At 48.2% G+C, this 16,440-nt stretch carries 13 protein-coding genes; 10 read left to right on the top strand and 3 right to left on the bottom strand.

Features of this window, described 5'->3' with window-relative positions:
- Nucleotides 1-58: 58 nt before the first annotated feature.
- The 3 genes from AC2TDN_RS16230 to ppk1 all read left to right on the top strand — a co-directional run bounded on the left by AC2TDN_RS16230 (nt 59) and on the right by ppk1 (nt 3,299).
- Nucleotides 59-526, top strand: a complete 468-nt coding sequence (locus AC2TDN_RS16230; RefSeq protein ID WP_484688907.1) for an acyl-CoA thioesterase — start codon at nt 59-61, stop codon at nt 524-526.
- 107 nt (nt 527-633) lie between these two features.
- The gene (locus AC2TDN_RS16235) at nt 634-1,026 is read left to right on the top strand and encodes an FxsA family protein (RefSeq protein WP_482066386.1); all 393 of its coding nucleotides are present in this window, start codon (nt 634-636) and stop codon (nt 1,024-1,026) included.
- Nucleotides 1,027-1,232: 206 nt separating this feature from the next.
- The gene (ppk1, locus tag AC2TDN_RS16240; protein ID WP_482066387.1) at nt 1,233-3,299 is read left to right on the top strand and encodes a polyphosphate kinase 1; all 2,067 of its coding nucleotides are present in this window, start codon (nt 1,233-1,235) and stop codon (nt 3,297-3,299) included.
- Here the strand turns inward: ppk1 and AC2TDN_RS16245 are convergent.
- Nucleotides 3,271-4,818, bottom strand: a complete 1,548-nt coding sequence (locus AC2TDN_RS16245) for a Ppx/GppA phosphatase family protein (protein ID WP_482066388.1) — start codon at nt 4,816-4,818, stop codon at nt 3,271-3,273. The two genes, ppk1 and AC2TDN_RS16245, sit on opposite strands and share 29 nt — an antisense overlap.
- Before the next feature lie 311 nt (nt 4,819-5,129).
- Here AC2TDN_RS16245 and citZ point away from each other — a divergent pair, with 311 nt between their 5' ends.
- From citZ to AC2TDN_RS16280, 7 genes are all read left to right on the top strand, one after another.
- Nucleotides 5,130-6,242 carry a citrate synthase gene (citZ, locus tag AC2TDN_RS16250; protein ID WP_482066389.1) on the top strand — a complete coding sequence of 371 codons (1,113 nt, stop codon included), beginning with the start codon at nt 5,130-5,132 and terminating at the stop codon, nt 6,240-6,242.
- A gap of 130 nt (nt 6,243-6,372) precedes the next feature.
- Nucleotides 6,373-7,668, top strand: a complete 1,296-nt coding sequence (gene icd / locus AC2TDN_RS16255) for an NADP-dependent isocitrate dehydrogenase (RefSeq protein ID WP_484688910.1) — start codon at nt 6,373-6,375, stop codon at nt 7,666-7,668.
- 425 nt (nt 7,669-8,093) lie between these two features.
- Nucleotides 8,094-9,038, top strand: a complete 945-nt coding sequence (gene mdh / locus AC2TDN_RS16260) for a malate dehydrogenase (RefSeq protein WP_482066391.1) — start codon at nt 8,094-8,096, stop codon at nt 9,036-9,038.
- Between the two features lie 99 nt (nt 9,039-9,137).
- Nucleotides 9,138-11,303: a DNA helicase RecQ gene (recQ, locus tag AC2TDN_RS16265; RefSeq protein WP_484688913.1), complete on the top strand. Its 2,166-nt coding sequence runs from the start codon at nt 9,138-9,140 to the stop codon at nt 11,301-11,303.
- A gap of 129 nt (nt 11,304-11,432) precedes the next feature.
- Entirely contained in the window at nt 11,433-11,864 is a 432-nt protein-coding gene (locus AC2TDN_RS16270) for a hypothetical protein (protein ID WP_484688915.1), read from the top strand.
- 39 nt (nt 11,865-11,903) lie between these two features.
- Nucleotides 11,904-12,860, top strand: coding sequence for a sugar kinase (locus AC2TDN_RS16275; protein ID WP_484688916.1), 957 nt, complete (start codon nt 11,904-11,906; stop codon nt 12,858-12,860).
- A 2-nt stretch (nt 12,861-12,862) separates the two neighbouring features.
- Nucleotides 12,863-13,645, top strand: a complete 783-nt coding sequence (locus AC2TDN_RS16280; RefSeq protein ID WP_482066395.1) for a DeoR/GlpR family DNA-binding transcription regulator — start codon at nt 12,863-12,865, stop codon at nt 13,643-13,645.
- A gap of 343 nt (nt 13,646-13,988) precedes the next feature.
- Here AC2TDN_RS16280 and nagA read toward each other — a convergent pair whose 3' ends face one another.
- Both nagA and nagB read right to left on the bottom strand, forming a co-directional pair.
- Nucleotides 13,989-15,179 carry an N-acetylglucosamine-6-phosphate deacetylase gene (nagA, locus tag AC2TDN_RS16285; protein WP_484688918.1) on the bottom strand — a complete coding sequence of 397 codons (1,191 nt, stop codon included), beginning with the start codon at nt 15,177-15,179 and terminating at the stop codon, nt 13,989-13,991.
- Nucleotides 15,180-15,905 carry a glucosamine-6-phosphate deaminase gene (gene nagB, locus AC2TDN_RS16290; protein WP_482066397.1) on the bottom strand — a complete coding sequence of 242 codons (726 nt, stop codon included), beginning with the start codon at nt 15,903-15,905 and terminating at the stop codon, nt 15,180-15,182.
- Nucleotides 15,906-16,440: the final 535 nt, after the last annotated feature.

Below are 16,440 nucleotides of genomic sequence, written 5' to 3' on the forward strand. Positions count from 1 at the left end.
TTGCTAATTACATATGTTTTATGTAAGCTTATTGTAAATGGTTTAGGGAGGTTCAGTTATGCTTTCAGCTTCCGGTTGGTTCATGCACCCCATACGCGTTCGTTATCAGGAAACCGATCAAATGGGTGTCGTTTTTCATGGGAATTATATAACATGGTTTGAAATTGGACGTACAGAATGGATAAGAAATGCTGGCTACAGCTACAAAGCGATAGAGGAACGCGGCCTGCTGCTGCCTGTTGTGGATTTGCAATGCCGCTATGTGCTGCCTGCTCGTTATGATGATATGGTTCTCGTATGTACACGAGTGGCAGACTACTCGCCTGTACGGCTTTCCTTTGAGTCGCAAATTAGAAGGGTAGCGGCTTCCGACTTTCATGCCTCTGAATTTGAAGCAGGCAAACCATTGCCCGGAGAGCTATTAGTCGAAGGCGGCACCAAACATGTATGGGTTAATGCAGATTGGCAGCCGGCACGCTTAAACAAGGTGATGCCAGAGCTCTACGAGCTGCTGCTTACGAAGTAAGTTTGCTTCGCAAACAAGGCGTATGCTTACGAAGTAAGTTAGCTTCACAAACAAGGCGTATGCTTACGAAGTAAGTTTGCTTCGCAAACTTTTAGGAGGTCAAAATCATGTATAAATGGCTATTGGCTGTCTTTATCATTGTACCGATCGTTGAGCTTTTAGGAATTTTTCAAGTAGGCAGCTGGATTGGCGGCTGGTATACCTTTTTTATACTGATTATTATGGGACTGGCAGGTGCTTATTTAGCTCGTGCAGAAGGGCGAAAAGTATGGGGAGAGGCTCAGCGTCAAATGCAGGCGGGGCAAATTCCCGGACAGTCGCTCTTGGACGGTTTATGCGTGCTGGCAGGGGGATTATTGCTGCTTATGCCAGGATTTATTTCCGACATCTTGGGCGTTACGCTGCTTATTCCGGCAACACGTTCCTTTTACAGGCAAATGATGCTGCACTGGATTGAAAAAAGATTAAGAAACGGCAATTTTAAGATCGGAAAATTCTAATATTTACGTTACCTTTACAAAAGGTTAACATGGCAATAATAGTCATGCTTCATAATAAAATAGATATTTGTCGTTTCTTGTCACTTTTTTTATAGAGTGATCAGCGCTGTCGCGTATTAATCTTACAAAGCAGTATTGATCTGCAAACAGAAGCGTACACATTAGAAGCGTGATTATTTCGCATAATTACTCAGGGGGCGTGAGAAATGACCAAGCTTTTGTCAAACTATGTAAACCGTGACTTAAGTTGGATCGAATTCAACCGAAGAGTTCTTCAAGAGGCTCAGGATCTCAACAATCCATTGCTTGAAAGGGTTAAGTTCTTGGCGATTGTATCCAGCAATCTGGATGAATTCATGAGTGTGCGGGTTGCGGGCATACAAATGCAGATGAGAGCCGGCCTGTCGAAAATCGATTTTACAGGTTATACGCCGTCCGGTCTGTGGAAAAGGCTGATAAAGCGAGCAACGCAAATGGTTCACGATCAGTACCGCACCTACAGGGAAGTATTTCGTTCCTTAAGCCGTGAAGGGATCTTTATTCGTTCGATCGATGAGCTGAATGTAACACAGACCAAGGCGGTCTCGGACTATTTTCACGAAATTGTATTTCCTGTACTTACGCCTATGGCTGTCGATCAGAGTAGACCATTTCCGCTCGTGCACACGAAAGAATTGTATTTAGCCGTGCTGCTTAGACAAGAGGAGGACCCGTCTGAGGAGGAGCCTTTTTTTGCAATTGTGCAGGTGCCGTCCATTTTGCCAAGATTTGTTCCCGTTCCAGGAAGAATCAACAGCAAGAAGACGGAATTTGTTCTTCTTGAGGATTTGATCGAAAAATTCATTGATACATTATTTAATGGCTATATCCCATTCTCTGTAAATCCGTTCCGATTGACACGCGATGCCGATATAACGCTAAACGAGGAGGATGCAGATGATCTGCTCGAGGAAATCGAGAAGGAGCTGCGCCGCCGTCGTTGGGGTATTCCCGTAAGGCTTGAGGTGGCAAAGGGCATGCATCCTTATGCGCTCGAAATGCTGACGGAAGAGCTGGAGATTGAAGATAATTTATTTGAAATTGACGGACCGCTTGATCTAAGCTTTCTAATGAAATTTGCAGGTGCCGTACCTGGCAATGACAATTTGCGGTATGAGAAGCTGGAGCCCGTTTACCCAAGAGAATTTGATGAAACAGATGATATGTTCGAGGTTATCCGTCAACGCGACGTGTTGATGTACCATCCGTACGAATCATTTGATGCTGTTAATGATTTTGTGTTGCAGGCGGCTTACGATCCAGACGTGCTGGCTATCAAAATGACGTTATACCGCGTCAGCGGCCAATCTGCGCTCGTCCAAGCGCTGGCTAAGGCAGGAGAAGCAGGCAAGCAGGTAACGGTCGTTGTGGAGCTTAAGGCTCGGTTTGACGAGGAGAGGAATATCGCTTGGGCGCGCCAGCTGGAGAAGGCGGGTTGCCATGTTGTTTATGGCTTGGTCGGCTTAAAGACACATGCCAAAATTTTGCTCGTCGTTCGGCGAGAGCAAGGGACGCTTCACCGCTATGTACATGTCGGTACGGGCAACTACAACGACAGTACAGCTACCTTGTATACGGATATTGGACTGTTCACGTCACATCCTATAATCGGTGGGGACGCATCGGCTTTGTTCAACGAAGTAACGGGATACTCAACGCCTTATGAGTGGAAGGCCTTTGGCGTTGCTCCATCGGATTTGAAGGAGAAGCTGTACCGTCTCATTGACCGGGAGAGAGAGAATGCGTTAGCAGGGAAGCCGGCGCGCATTATCGCCAAAATGAACTCCTTATCGAATCAGGAAATGATCGATAAGCTGTACGATGCATCTCAAGCCGGCGTGAAGATTGTGCTTATCGTCCGCGGAGTATGCTGCTTGCGGCCAGGTGTTCCGGGACGCAGTGAAAATATTCAGGTCATCAGCATCGTTGACCGCTTCCTCGAGCATTCGAGAATTATGTATTTTTATAATGACGGGGAAGAGGAAGTTTACTTGTCGAGCGCAGACTGGATGACTCGCAATTTAACGCGGCGGATCGAGCTGATATGTCCTGTATTTGATGAGACGCTCAGACAAATTCTTATCAAGATGCTGGAGCTTAATATCAATGACAATGTAAAGGCTCGCGAACTGCAGTCGAACGGTACTTATGAACACATTTCCAGTGAAGATAAGCAGCCGTTCCGCAGTCAATTCGAGGCAAAGGTTATATCGTTGTGGAAGGGACATGCATAGCTGTATAGTCAAGTACTGGCAATACGCTCCACAGCTTCTTGAATTCAGAGCTCAGCTCCTCGACCTCGCGGCGCTCGACATCCAGCATGCCTCGAGGTTGAATGGGCCGCAGCAGCAGCTGGCTGCCGGATAATTGGACGTTCAGCTGCGCGATTGCCTGCGTCTCCGTTCGATCGAGTGCTGTAGAGAGCTGAAGCAATGCACCAAGCTTATAAATAATATCAAGGTCGGTCTCGTTAAGCAGCTCCTTATATTCGGATATGTGCTGACGAGCCCGGCCTTTGCTTTTGTAAGAAGCGATAGCTGCTGTCATAATCATCTCCCTGTGGCTAAGCCCATTCAGCTGGGAGTTGATGATGAGGTAGAAGGAGTGTCTCGCATATTCGTAATAATCGATGGAGGCACCGATACGAAACAGCTGCGACGCCGTATCAAGCAGCACCCTCGTTTGCGGCGGCAGAGGATGTACATAATTCAGCACATCGAAGAGCTCTAGCGATATCCGGTTGACCTGCTGCACATGCTGCTTCGGCGCTGCCGGATGCAGAGCGCTCAAATTTTTAAGACTAAAATTAAGCACATCATCTTGCTTGGGATGATTCGGGAAGCGTGTCGCATGGAATAATCCATCACGCAGACCTGCCCCGCAAATTCGGTAATATGCCGACTTAGTTGCCCGAAACAAAACGCGCAAAATAGCAACGCCAGGCACTACGACATCAGCGCGGTCTTTGGACAAGCCTGGCAGCTTGCGCCTTTTGTCTAGCGGCAGCTTGCGCATTTGATGAAACAGTTCATCGACCTGATCGCTTGTTGCCGGATAGTTATGCGTTTGCGGGAACGGGTATTTATAAGCGAATTGATGCATTTTGCCGAGTGCGCGCACGGTACCGCCTACTCCGACAAGAGGCAGTCCAGCTGTTTCCCCAATCCAAGGCTCATTACGAACAGCTTCTGATACAAGCAGCTCAAGCGCCTTCAATTCCTCATCCTGAAGCAGCCCTTTTGATCCGAAGCGCTTGTTAAGGCTTACGCAGCCAAAAGGAAAGGATACGGAACGAACGAGCGCGCGATTGCGAAACAAAGAAAGCTCCGTGCTTCCGCCGCCGATATCGATTAAAAAACCGTCCCGAATATTAATCGAATTAATCATGCCGAGAAAGCCGTAGGAAGCCTCGTCCTCTCCGGATAGCAATTCGATGGTTAGACCCGTTGCTGTTTTTATGCGATCGAGTATTGCTGTGCGGTTTTTGGCGTTTCGAATAGCAGCTGTTGCGACCGCGCGAATGTGGCTTGTATGATTATGTGTGCAAATCATGGTAAAATGATTAAGTGTGTCGATTAGCTCCTCGATTGCTGTCCCCGGCAGATCGCCGTTTTCATCAATTTGTTCGCTTAGTCTGGCAGGCCGTTTACTGCTATCAGCAACTCGATGAGCACCATTTGCAGTCCTTTCGTATACGACGAGCCGGACGGAGTTGGAGCCTATGTCGATAATTCCAATGCGTTGTTCTGTCATGTAGCGCCTCCAATGCGGCAAATTTTGCTCAGAAAGTTCTCTTTGTGACATTTTACCACTATATTCGTTTCTGTTAAAATAGTTTATGCTGCGGCTAAAAATAGAGCGAATAGGGAAAAATGCAGCTGGAGCATACGATACGATGTGGTGAGAGACTAATCGAAAAAAATATTAATGATGTCGATAAAGCATTTTTATGTCTCTATTTGTTCACTTCACCGCCGAAATCATTTATGATTAAAGGCGATGGTACAAATAACGAACCCTTTTTATTGTTAACAAACGATATCCAAGTTAAAGGAGAGAGAACGATGACAGCAACTAAAGGTCTGGAAGGAATTGTTGCCGCGGCGTCGTCCATCAGCTCAATTATTGATGGCGTACTGACATACCGAGGTATCGATATTGACGATCTCGCAGAAAACGCTACCTTTGAAGAGGTCGCATATCTTCTATGGTACGGTAAATTACCTAATCGTTCCGAGCTTGATGGACTGCAAAAGCAGTTGGATCAATATGCAGCCGTTCCTCAAGGCGTGCTTGATCAAATTAAACTATATCCAAACGATACAAACTCGATGGCTGCACTGCGCACAGCGGTATCAAGCCTGGCATTGTACGACAGCTCCGCTAACGATATGACTCCTGAAGCGAATCAACTGAAAGCAATCAAATTGCAGGCGCAGCTGCCTACGATTATTGCTGCTTTTGCACGTATTCGTCAAGGGAAAGAACCGGTAGCGCCAAAGCAAGGCGTATCAATCGCTTATAATTTCCTATACATGCTTACAGGGAACGAGCCTGCTGAAGTAGCTGTTAAAGCACTTGATCAAGCGCTCGTTCTTCATGCTGACCACGAATTGAATGCATCGACTTTTGCTGCACGCGTTACGGTAGCTACATTGTCTGACATTTATTCGGGCGTAACTTCCGCGATCGGCGCTTTGAAAGGTCCACTTCACGGCGGCGCTAACGAAGCGGTTATGGTTATGCTGGAAGAAATCGGTTCAGCAGCTAACGTTGAGAGCTTCATTAACAACGCTCTTGCGAACAAAGTTAAGATCATGGGCTTTGGTCACCGCGTTTACAAAAACGGCGATCCACGCGCAAAACATTTGCAAAAAATGTCACGCGAGCTCGGCAAGCTGACAGGCAATATGGAGCTTTACGAAATGTCTGTCAAAATCGAAGAATTGGTAACGGGACAAAAGGGCTTGAAGCCAAATGTTGACTTCTACTCCGCATCCGTATACACGACGCTTGAAATTCCACGCGACCTGTTTACGCCAATTTTTGCGATCAGCCGTGTATCAGGTTGGAGCGCGCATATCCTTGAGCAATACCAAGATAACCGCTTGATTCGTCCGCGTGCAGATTATGTAGGTCCAGTTAACGCGAAATACATTCCGATTGAACAGCGTTAATCGCTAAATTAAGTTACAATGGATGGAGAGGGCAGACGCGAACGGGCTGTTCGCTCTTCTCCTTCATTGTGAAATATAACTAATACATACCTGCACAACGGTAGGTACCATTCTAAGGAGGATTTTATTCATGGCTCAGTTCGAAAAATTCGCGCTTCCAACAGAAGGCGAGCAAATCACAATAGACAACGGTGTACTAAACGTACCTAACAATCCTATCATTCCTTTCATCGAAGGCGACGGCACAGGCCGCGACATCTGGAGAGCTTCGAAACGCGCACTTGATGCAGCGGTAGAGAAAGCTTACAACGGCGAGAAAAAAATTGCTTGGTACGAAGTATTTGCCGGCGAAAAAGCATTCAACGAATACGGCGAGTGGCTGCCTGCTGATACACTTACAGCAATTCGTGAGTACATCGTTGCAATTAAAGGTCCTTTGACGACGCCTATCGGCGGCGGTATCCGTTCTTTGAACGTTGCTCTTCGTCAAGAGCTTGATCTATACACTTGCCTGCGTCCAGTTCGTTACTTCACTGGCGTTCCATCCCCTGTAAAACGTCCTGAGCTTGTTGACATGGTTATCTTCCGTGAAAACACAGAGGACATCTACGCGGGTATTGAGTACCAAGAAGGTTCCGCAGAAGTGAAAAAAGTAATCGAGTTCCTTCAAAATGAAATGGGAGCCAACAAAATCCGCTTCCCAGAAACTTCCGGTATCGGCATCAAGCCAGTATCCAAAGAAGGCTCGCAACGTCTTGTTCGCGCAGCGATCGAGTATGCAATCAAGCACGGCAAGAAATCCGTTACGCTTGTACACAAAGGCAACATCATGAAATACACAGAAGGCGCGTTCAAAAACTGGGGCTACGAAGTGGCTGAGCAAGAATTCGCTAACGAGACTTTCACATGGGGCGAATACGATCGCATTAAAGAAGCTCAAGGCACTGACGCTGCTAACCAAGCACAAAAAGATGCAGAAGCTGCTGGCAAGCTGATCATTAAAGACGCAATCGCAGACATCGCTTTGCAACAAGTTCTTACACGTCCAACTGACTTCGATGTTATCGCAACATTGAACTTGAACGGTGACTACTTGTCCGATGCACTAGCTGCACAAGTTGGCGGTATCGGTATCGCTCCAGGCGCTAACATCAACTACTTGACTGGTCATGCAATCTTCGAAGCAACACACGGTACAGCTCCTAAATACGCTGACCTTGATGTAGTAAACCCGGGTTCCGTAATCCTTTCCGGCGTAATGCTTCTTGAGCACCTAGGCTGGCAAGAAGCGGCAGACCTTATCTATAAAGGTATGGAAGCTTCCATTAACAACAAAACCGTTACTTATGACTTCGCACGCTTGATGGAAGGCGCAACAGAAGTAAAATGTTCCGCTTTCGCAGACGAAATCATCAAAAATATGTAGTCTTATCTTCCATTGTATAAGGGAACCGTTTGATCCCCATAATCTTAGTATGGTTTGCGTTTTATCTATTTCTGGTTTGTGTGTAAGGTTTGGGTGGAATGGCGTCCCGCAGGTCTTGGAATCACGTCCCGCAGGTCTTGGAATCACGTCCCGCAGGGACAGATTCCCCTCCACGCACAATCGTAAAGCGTGTCCAGCAGGGACGAAAGCGATCCATGCTCCAAAGTAGCACAAACGCACCGGTTTTTCTCTTACTTTAGTCCAATTAGCGGGTGTCCAGAGGCGCAGCGCCTTGGGGTCCTCCCTTGGACGGGAGGATTTAGGTGGGTTCGAAAACGCACTTTGGAGTGTTGGCTCCCTTAAAAAAAGGGGGTCAAAGGGGTCTCCCCTTAAATTAAGCAATGTGACGGGAGGATTTACACAAGATGGCTATTAAACGCAAAAAAATTACAGTCGTTGGAGCCGGTTTTACAGGCGCTACTACAGCGCTTATGCTTGCTCAAAAAGAGCTAGGCGATGTTGTTCTTGTTGATATTGCACCTCTTGAAAACCCAACTAAAGGTAAAGCGCTCGATATGCTTGAAGCAACTCCAGTACTTGGAGTGGACGCTAACATCATCGGTACTTCAAACTATGAAGATACAATAGAATCCGATGTTGTCATCATCACAGCTGGTATCGCTCGTAAACCGGGCATGAGCCGCGACGACCTTGTCAGCACAAACGCTGGCATCGTAAAATCCGTTTGCGAAAACATCAAAGCGACTAGCCCTAACGCTTATGTCATCATCCTGAGCAACCCGGTTGATGCTATGACTTACGCGGCATTCCAGACGCTTGGTTTCCCTAAAAACCGCGTAATCGGCCAATCCGGCGTTCTTGATACAGCTCGCTACTGCACTTTTATTGCACAAGAGCTTAACGTATCTGTTGAAGACGTTCGCGGCTTCGTGCTTGGCGGACATGGCGACGATATGGTTCCACTCGTTCGTTACTCGAACGTTGGAGGCATTCCAATCGAGAAGCTTATCTCTGCTGAACGCATTGAAGCAATCGTACAACGCGCTCGCGTTGGCGGCGGCGAAATCGTTAACCTGCTTGGCAACGGCAGCGCGTACTATGCGCCTGCAGCTTCTCTCGTGCAAATGACTGAAGCGATCCTTAAAGACAAAAAACGGATCATTCCGGTTATCGCTTTGCTTGAAGGCGAATACGGCTATGACAACCTGTTCATGGGCGTTCCAACAATCATTGGCGGCGATGGCATCGAGAAAGTGCTTGAGCTTGATTTGACAGCTGAAGAGAAGGCTGCTCTTGATAAATCTGCTCAATCCGTTCGCAACGTCATTCAAGTAGTAACAGGCCAATAAGCGAGCTTACTCGCTGATTATAAAAGAATGCGTTTGGGAGGACCCTGACAGAATGCTGCCAGGGTCCTCTTGTTTATTTTTACAGAGGAGGGACGAAGATTGATCGAACAAGCGAGGCAAGCTTTAAAACGAGTATACGGCTATGACTCCTTTCGCAAAGGACAAGAGGATATTATAGCGGGAATATTGAACGGACGAGACACGCTGGCTATTTTGCCGACAGGCGGAGGGAAGTCGATCTGTTATCAAATCCCTTCAATGCTGCTGCCAGGTACGTCGCTTGTTATATCCCCGCTCATCTCGCTCATGAAGGATCAGGTTGATGCGCTGAGGCGTGTAGGGGTGTCGGCAGCGTTTCTGAACAGCTCGCTTGGTGCAGCCGAATACCGGGAAGTTATGCGCAGTAGCATGCAGGGTGAGTATAAGCTGCTTTACGTTGCGCCTGAGCGGCTGGATGCGCCGATGTTTCAATCATTATCCGAGCAGCTGCAAATTCCGCTCATCGCTATAGACGAGGCCCACTGCGTATCCCAGTGGGGACATGACTTTAGGCCAAGCTATCGCCAGCTTGCTGGCTGGATAGCAAGAATGAAGGATCGGCCGCTTGTTGCAGCCTTTACGGCTACGGCAACGAATGAGGTAGCGCTCGACATTTCAGAAATGCTCAAGCTTCGAGATCCTAGCGTTTTTGTAACCGGCTTTGCAAGGCCAAATCTATCGCTTTCCGTCGTTACGGGCGTGGATAAGAAGAAATTTCTTGAGAGCTATGTGGCTGAGCGCAAGGAGCAATCGGGCATTATATATGCTGCTACTAGAAAAGAAGTCGAGAACGTATATGAGCAGCTTACCCGCAGAGGCATTTTGGCGGGTAAATATCACGGCGGACTCTCCGATACGGAGCGCGCCGATACGCAGGAGAAGTTTAGATTTGATGAGATTCGCGTCATGGTTGCGACGAACGCTTTTGGCATGGGCATCGATAAGCCCAACGTCCGGTACGTGCTGCATTGGCAAATGACCAGCGATATTGAATCGTATTACCAAGAGGCGGGCCGTGCCGGAAGGGATGGAGAGGAAAGCGAATGTATCCTCTTGTTCGAGCCAGCCGATATGCAGGTTCAGCGCTTCCTGATTGAGCAGGGCACTGGCGATACGGATCGCAAATCGATTCAGCTATCCAAGCTGCATACGATGATGAATTATAGCCGAACGCAGCGCTGCCTGCAGCAGTTTATCGTTGATTATTTTGGAGAAACTGGCGTAGAGGCTTGCGGCAAATGCAGCAGCTGCCTCGATAAGAGCGAGCCGGTTAACCGGACGGAGGAAGCGAAGATGGCGCTCTCCTGCGTCGGACGAATGAAAGGCCGCTTCGGCGTAACGATGGCAGCCAAGGTGCTGAAGGGCTCTCGCGACAAGCGTTTGCTTGAATTCGGTCTGGACCGCTTGTCCACGTACGGACTTATGCGGCATTTGCCCGAGAAGGAAATTGCGGATTGGCTTTATTGGCTCGTATCGGAAGGCTATTTGAAGCTTAGCGAGGGACAATATCCAGTCGTCTCTTTAACGGCGAGCGCGCTTCCGGTTCTTGAAGGCCGCGAATCGATTATGCAAAGAGTTCGAGCGACTGTCCGGCAAGCGGCGTCAGCCGATTACGCGAACGCTTCCCCGCTATTCGATGCGCTTAAGCAATGGCGCAAAGAGAAAGCAGCCGTGGAAGGCGTGCCGCCGTTCATGTTATTTTTTGACGCGACGCTTCGGGAAATTGCGAATGTACAGCCGCAGACGGTAGATCAGCTGCTAGGCGTGAAGGGGATTGGATCAGCGAAGGCTGAGAAATACGGAGAGGACTTGCTCTCCATAATTCAATCGTTTGGAGGCGAGGGTGCCTCGTCTGGAACGAGCTCTGCAGCTCCTAAAGCTGCGCCTAAAGCGACGGTCTCTTCTACTAAAAGAGCGGCGGGAGACGAGGAGCCGAGCTATTTGACTACGCTTGCGCGGTTTCAAGCCGGCATGGAGCCGGATGATATTGCGAAGGAGCGCGGTTTAAGCAGAGTAACGGTTGAGGGGCATTTAATTCGCTGCGCCGACGAGGGCGAGGAGATCGATTGGAGCCGCATCATACCTGCTGAATACGAGCAGCTGATCGTTGATGCGATTGGAGAGCTTGGGAATGAGAAGCTTCGGCCGATTAAAGACGCTTTGCCTGAGGAAGTCACTTATTTCGCCATTCATGGCGTGATGAGCAAATATGGATTTAAGGCTTAAGCTATAAACCAACGTATTGATAGCGTAGTCATTTGAAAAAAATCTCGTTTCTGATAAACTATTTGTTAGATACAATTTTGGCAATAGCGGGTCGTTGATTACGCTTTACCAAAACAGGAGGAGTTAATAATGTTTAAAGTAATGTTGTTTTTGCATGTGCTAGGGGCAGCAGGGATGGGATTTTATATCGTGCTCCCAATCATGGTTGGAAGAGCATCCAAGCTAGCCGGAGTTGGACAAGGCGGTCTAGCGGACGGTTTGCTGTCAGCTAATCGCATCGCCCAGTATTTCCTGGTGCTGCAGCTGTTGACAGGCGGTTACTTGATGTCGCAGGCTGACTATACCGTAACATGGATGGTTATTATTATCGTTCTATTCCTGGCAATTGCCGCACTTGGCGGGATTATTTCCAAACCGCTTAAGCTCGTCGTTGCTTCCATTAATGACGGCAAAAGCGCAACGGCGCATATTAACAAAGCACGCGTTATGAGCATCATCGTGTTGTTGCTTTATATCGCTATCATTTACTTCATGAAATTTCCGATGTATGATGGCCAATAAAAAATCGTAGATTATATTTCGCTGTAGGGGGATTGCAACGTGCATGAAACATCGCCGCAAATTGTAACGTTTGGCGAATCAATGGCTCTGTTTATGCCGCAGGAGCATAAGTCTATCGAACGTGCTGCGACGCTTGAACAGAGCTTCGGCGGAGCGGAAAGCAATGTCGCAATTGGACTTGCGCGACTTGGTTCCTCTGTAGGCTGGTTTGGAGCACTAGGCGATGATCCGTTCGGCAAAATTATTTTGAAAACGCTGCGCGGCGAAGGCGTGGACGTATCCCGGGCTCAGCTTAGCGCAGATGCGCCGACGGGCATGATGTTCCGCGAGCATGTAGCGGGCAGATTAGCCGTCCATTACTTCAGAAAGCATTCGGCTGCCAGCCGCATGATTCCTGAGCAGCTTGACGAAAATTACATTCGCGGAGCAAAGCTGCTTCATGTCACTGGCATTACCGCAGCGCTCAGCGAGGATTGCCGCAGGACGCTTCGCCGTGCAGTCGACATCGCAAAAGACGCTGGCGTGCTCGTCAGCTTTGATCCAAATTTGCGCCTAAAGCTGTGGTCCATCGAGGAAGCACGAGAAACGGTTTTGCCGCTTGCAGCGGATGCGGATTATTTTTTGCCGGGCTGGGATGAGCTTAAGCTATTGTACGATACAGATGACTATGAGCATGTCAAAGGCGAGCTTTCGAAATTGAAGGCAGTCTCCATTATTAAAGGCAGAGGCGATACAACGGTTGTATTGAACAACGGCCAAGAGGAAAGCTTGCCATTCTATCCGGCTGAGCAGGTTGTGGATACGGTTGGTGCGGGAGATGGTTTCTGTGCGGGCTTTTTGGCTGGCATCATGAAAGGATTGTCTCCTGTTGAAGCAGTCCGTCTTGCCAGCATCAACGGATCGCTGGTTGTACAAATGAGAGGCGACTGGGAAGCATTGCCGGAGTGGGATGTCGTCGAGCAGCGGATGTCCGCTAAAGTGTGGGTGGAGCGCTGACAATGGCTGATTTGAACGGGTCCAAAGGGCAGCGCCGCCGAGAGGCAGTACTGCAGCTGCTGAAGCAGCAGGGACGAGTAACGATAACGGAGATGGTCGAGCGCTTCGGCTGCTCTGAAGCGACTGCGCGTCGCGATTTGGAGCAAATGGAGGCTGATTATCCGGTAATTCGCACCATTGGCGGAGCGATGTACGATGGGATGAATTCCGTTCGAGATCTGCCTTTTGCCGAGAAGGAAGGGCTGTCGATTTTGGAGAAGGAGCGAATCGCCGAGCTAGCTGCTTCATTAATCTACGAAGGCGATGTCATCGCGCTCTCCGGCGGTACAACTAACTTCTTAATCGCGAAGCTCTTAAAATCCCGCAAAGGCATAACGGTCGTAACCAATGCGGTTAACATTGCGATGGAGCTGGCGGGTAGCGATATTCAGGTTGTCGTAACCGGAGGCATTATGCGCCATAACAGCTTTGAGCTATGCGGACCGCTAGGCGAGGGCATGGTTGCCCATTTGCATATTGGGAAAATGTTCATCGGCGTTGATGGTATTTCAGCCTCAGGCGGCATCACGACCTACTCAGAGCAAGAGGCGCAAATCGCCAAAGCACTCATAAAACGTTCGCAGGCAGCGTATGCCGTATTCGATCATACGAAGACAGGCCGTACCTCGCTCTTCTCCATCGCTTCCTTAACGGAGCTTCGCGGCGTCATTACCGATGTTCCCCTTACAGATGAGCTTGAAGCTGCGGTTGAACTGCACGGCATTTCCGTTCATGTGACGGGATAGCGCGAATTATAAAAGGCAGGACTATTTCATAAGAGTTACGTTTTATGGGCGGATCCCCAATTAAAATGCGAAAGAGCCTCCAAAACCACTGAACAAGTGGGGTTGGAGGCTTTTTTATAGGATGGTTCATGCTTGGGAGTGGGGGGATATGCTTAAAAATTTTAAAGAGACTTTTTAGGATCGCTCTCTGGATTATTCGTATCAGAAACAACCTAAAGTCAGCTTTAAGCACGCATTTGCGCTTACGGCCAACAAATCCAGACTAGTAGTAGAAGGATTGCGAATGAAAAAAATACCCTGGCGGCCATTTAATGACCTCCAAGGTATACGTTAAGCTGCAGTATTACTGCGCTTCATAAACGGAGCGGCCCTGCACCCAGGTCTGCTTGACGTTCAGATTCGCATCGGTCCATACAAGGTCTGCTTGCTTGCCGCTTGCTATGGAGCCTGTACGGTCGCTGATGCCGAGCTGCTTCGCTGCATTGCCGCTGGCAAGTCGGCTGACCTCTGCGATCGTTAAGCTGGAGTTTTCAAGAATAAAGCGAACAGCGCCGATCATCGTGAGGCAGCTCCCTGCGAGAGCGTTGCCTTCAAGCAAGCGCGCTTCGCCGTCCTTCACGATTACGGCTAAACCGCCCAAACTGTATTCACCGTCTGGCATGCCGGCTGCAGCCATCGCATCGGTGATGAGGATGACCTTATCCTGTGGCTTCGCTGCAAGAACGAGCCGGATCGCTGCCGGATGCACATGAATGCCGTCAGCGATGAGCTCGGCTGCAATCCGGTCATCGGTAAGTACGGCGCCAAGCGTTCCGGGCTCGCGATGATGAAGGCCGCGCATCGCATTAAACGTATGAACCGCCTGTGATAGACCGGCATTCGCTGCAGCAATTACTTCATCATAGACAGCATCGGTATGACCGCATGCTGTATTGATGCCTTGCTCAGCCAGCCAAGCTATCGTCTCGATAGCGCCGTTTTTCTCTGGTGCTAGCGTAAGCTGACGGATGAGCTCGGGCCATTTTGCATGCCATTGCTTCATCCATTCAAGCTGAGGATCTTTAATGAAGATTGGATTTTGCGCACCAGGCCATTTTTCACTAATGAAGGGACCTTCCAAATGAACGCCGTACAAAGCTGCATAAGGCATTTCGCTGCTGCTGTAGTCCGAAACAGCTTGCAATACATCCTCTATTGCGTCCTTTGCTGCGGTCATTGTTGTAGCCAGCATGCCCGTCGTTCCTTGCGAGGCATGAAATTTAGTAATCGTGTTAAAGCTTTCGCGGCTCGCGTCCATAAAATCAGCGCCGAAGCCGCCGTGTACGTGAACGTCAATAAAGCCTGGCAGCAGAAAGCCGCCTTGACCATCTATTGTAGGAAGCTCTTTTTTCACTGCTCCTGCTGATTCCTTGTCGTCCTCCGAAATGACCTGAGCTATTTTACCATCTTGAACGACGACGCTTCCGGTAATGACTCGGTCCTCTAGTACGATATTCACATTGTGAATGAGCCAGTTAGCAGAGCTTGCTGTCATTTAATCCAACATCCTTCCAGCCTCGCGATCGAGCAGTACGATTACGCGTGCATGTGTTTGCAGCAATGAGGCTGGCACGTTTGTGGTGATTGGTCCAGTCAATGCTTCTTTAACGATACTTGCTTTGTCCGCCCCGCGAACAGCCAAAACGATTGTGTTTGCTTTCAATATCGAGCCTACGCCCATTGTAATTGCATATTTAGGCACTTCGTCCATAGAAGCGAAGAAGCGCGCATTCGCTTCAAGAGTTTCCTGCTTCAGCTGCACAGCGTGAGTGCCGCCCGATAGATTGACATCAGGCTCGTTAAAGCCGATATGTCCGTTATGGCCAAGACCAAGCAGTTGGATATCTACCGGCTGTGCCTCAAGCATAGCATCATAACGAGCAGTTTCCGCATCAAGTTTCTCTGCCATGCCGTTAGGCAAATGGGTTTGATCCGCAGGGATATCGATATGAGCAAATAAATGCTTATTCATATAATAAGCATAGCTTTGATCGTTTTCAGCCGTCAGGCCGACATACTCATCCAGATTGAACGTCGTTACATCCTTGAAGCTAACCTTTTTTTGATTGTATGCCTCTACTATTTTGTCATAAATTCCGATAGGTGTCGATCCTGTTGCTAGACCAAGCACTGCGTTAGGCTTCTCGTTTACGATGTTGATGAAAAGACTTGCTGCGTAAGCATCCAATTCCTGTTGTGAATCAAATTTTATAATTTCCATTTGACTGCCTCCTTGATGGATTCGTTACTTTTATTTTATATGAGTTTCGATCGTTTAACAATATAAAATGATTGTAAAAATCAAATTTATGATTGCAAAAATCATTAATTTGAGGGATAGAGCATTGCAGAATGGCTAAGGATAGTTGAGAGAAATATGACCTTCTTTATAATGCCACACTTGCCGAAGGTACTATTTTATTCCGATGTCCGAGAGATGACAGAATTTAGGAAGGCAAATGAAAACACTTTATTCATAAATATAAAAATTCCATTTTAAGGATAAGGTGTATATTTATGAGCGTTATGTATCAAAGTCCATGACTTATGCAGTTCATGAGATTAACCGGTAATTGTGAGAATCTATGTTTGAATAAACCGGCCACATGGTCATGGAGAGATTCTTAGGCCAATATGCTGAAATAAGGCTTGCAAAACGGCGTACCTCTATGTCAAAATCGATGTAGATTCGCTTTAAACCTTTGTGGTTTCTTGTGCGAACCTGGCAACGAGTGTGGAAGAGACCGCGAACCATT

It is taken from the genome of Paenibacillus sp. Y660, assembly GCF_057221575.1.

Bases quoted from the DNA above. Each gene is read 5' to 3' on its own strand.
- AC2TDN_RS16230 (WP_484688907.1), top strand. From the start codon at position 59: ATGCTTTCAGCTTCCGGTTGGTTCATGCACCCCATACGCGTTCGTTAT.
- AC2TDN_RS16235 (WP_482066386.1), top strand. From the start codon at position 634: ATGTATAAATGGCTATTGGCTGTCTTTATCATTGTACCGATCGTTGAG.
- ppk1 (WP_482066387.1), top strand. From the start codon at position 1,233: ATGACCAAGCTTTTGTCAAACTATGTAAACCGTGACTTAAGTTGGATC.
- AC2TDN_RS16245 (WP_482066388.1), bottom strand. From the start codon at position 4,818: ATGACAGAACAACGCATTGGAATTATCGACATAGGCTCCAACTCCGTC.
- citZ (WP_482066389.1), top strand. From the start codon at position 5,130: ATGACAGCAACTAAAGGTCTGGAAGGAATTGTTGCCGCGGCGTCGTCC.
- icd (WP_484688910.1), top strand. From the start codon at position 6,373: ATGGCTCAGTTCGAAAAATTCGCGCTTCCAACAGAAGGCGAGCAAATC.
- mdh (WP_482066391.1), top strand. From the start codon at position 8,094: ATGGCTATTAAACGCAAAAAAATTACAGTCGTTGGAGCCGGTTTTACA.
- AC2TDN_RS16270 (WP_484688915.1), top strand. From the start codon at position 11,433: ATGTTTAAAGTAATGTTGTTTTTGCATGTGCTAGGGGCAGCAGGGATG.
- AC2TDN_RS16280 (WP_482066395.1), top strand. From the start codon at position 12,863: ATGGCTGATTTGAACGGGTCCAAAGGGCAGCGCCGCCGAGAGGCAGTA.
- nagA (WP_484688918.1), bottom strand. From the start codon at position 15,179: ATGACAGCAAGCTCTGCTAACTGGCTCATTCACAATGTGAATATCGTA.
- nagB (WP_482066397.1), bottom strand. From the start codon at position 15,905: ATGGAAATTATAAAATTTGATTCACAACAGGAATTGGATGCTTACGCA.